This is a genomic window from Poseidonibacter sp., from assembly GCF_041821165.1.
In the GTDB taxonomy this organism is placed as follows: domain Bacteria; phylum Campylobacterota; class Campylobacteria; order Campylobacterales; family Arcobacteraceae; genus Poseidonibacter.
The window spans coordinates 1-1,811 of the sequence record NZ_JBGUES010000271.1; the positions used below are offsets into that span (position 1 = coordinate 1).

Genomic DNA, 1,811 nt, shown 5'->3' on the forward strand with positions numbered 1-1,811 from the left:
AATAGGTTTTGCTACTTCATCAAAATCAAGTGAACCTTTAAAAGGTGGATTTGCTAAAATTAAATCATATTTTTCTTCTTCATTTTTATCAAACTTTGAAAGTGCATCTGTATTTAAAATATGTGCTGATTGGATATTGTGAAGCATCATATTCATAGATGCAATTCTTGCCATTGAGATATCAAAATCATTTCCATAAAAAAGATTTTCAAACTCTTTTGTATTTAAATCATCTTGAATTTCTGGTCTGTTTTCTTTTATGTATTCTATAGAGTTTATTAAAAATCCAGCAGTACCACAAGCGGGGTCGTAAATTTTGTATTCTTTTGTGATATTTGCATTTTTAAGCATTAGTTCTGTCATCATTTTAATAATATGACGAGGCGTTCTAAACTGTCCGTTTGTTCCAGCACTGGCTAGTTTTGAAAGTAAGTACTCATATAAGTCACCTTTGATATCTTTATCATCAAGATTAAGCTCATGAATCATATCCACAACTTTTTGTAGTAGTTTAGGACTTGGAATTAAAAAACTTGCATCTTTCATATAGTGAGCAAATGAACTTTGATTATCAGATAAGTTTTTTATAAATTCAAATACTTCATCTTTAAAAATTTTATACATATCATCTGATGTGTTATCTTTTAAAGAGTCCCATCTTAAATGTTGTTTATCTTCTGGAAATATATCTTTGATAGAGGAATCAAGTCTTTTCTTTTTTGTGATTTTCTTTTGAGCAGTATCTAAGCTTCGTATAAATATAAGGTAAGTAAATTGTTCAATAACTGTCAAAGGATTAGAAATCCCACCAGTCCAAAATGTTTCCCATATTTTATCTACATTACTTTTTAGTTCATTTGTTATCATTTATATCCATTTGCATTTTTTATTAAATTTTATGACATTTTACTAAAAGTTTATAAATAGAAAGCTTCAAAAAATAATATTTTTTGGATTTGTATCCCTAAAATATCCCCTCTTCTTTTAAAGAGTAAAATCCATCTTTAGTAAAAATCACATGGTCTAATAATCCTATTCCTAGTATTTTTGCAGACTCTTGTAATCTTTTTGTTATATTTATATCTTCACTACTTGCTTGAAGTGTATTACTTGGGTGATTATGTGCCACTATTATACTTGCACATCTTTTCTCAATTGCATAAGAGAATACTTCTCTTGGATGAACTAAGCTTTGATTTAGTGTGCCTATTGTTATGATTTTTTTATCTACTATATAGTTTGCACCATCTAAATATATAGCTAAAAAGTATTCTTGTTGTTTGTTTTTGTAGTCTTGAAGTTCTGCGTATACATCTTTTGCTGATGTTATTTTTTTATTTTGATTTTGGATTAGATATCTTTTTGATAGCTCTATTGCACTTAATATTTGGCTTGCTTTTGCTTTTCCTAAACCATGAATACGCAGAAGTTTCTCTAAGTTTAGTGTTTCAAACTCTTTATCTAGTATTTTGATAAGCTCTTTTGATAAGCTTATTACATCTTTACCTTTGATACCTGTACCTAAAATAATTGCCATTAGTTCATAATCTTTTAAAGATTGTGTTCCATTTTTTAAAAGTTTTTCTCTTGGTTTATCTAGGTTATTGAGTTTTTTGATAGTTTGCATAAACTTCTCCAAAAAGGGTATGGAAAAGTTTAGCTAATTTATTTAAATAATTAAATATTAGAAATAAGAAGTTTAAGTTTAGTGTATATTTTAAATATATAAAGATTTAACTATATAGATTATTCTTATAGTAGGTGTTAATATAAATGACATATTAAGTAATTATTATATAATATTTTTTAAG

At 26.6% G+C, this 1,811-nt stretch carries 2 protein-coding genes; both read right to left on the reverse strand.

Annotation, left to right across the window (positions count from 1 at the left end; genetic code table 11):
- Positions 1–867, reverse strand: an 867-nt coding sequence (locus ACERKK_RS13075; RefSeq protein WP_373773513.1) for an N-6 DNA methylase, incomplete at its 3' end; no start/stop codon positions are given.
- Positions 868–964: 97 nt separating this feature from the next.
- Entirely contained in the window at positions 965–1,627 is a 663-nt protein-coding gene (radC, locus tag ACERKK_RS13080) for a DNA repair protein RadC (RefSeq protein ID WP_373773514.1), read from the reverse strand.
- Positions 1,628–1,811: the final 184 nt, after the last annotated feature.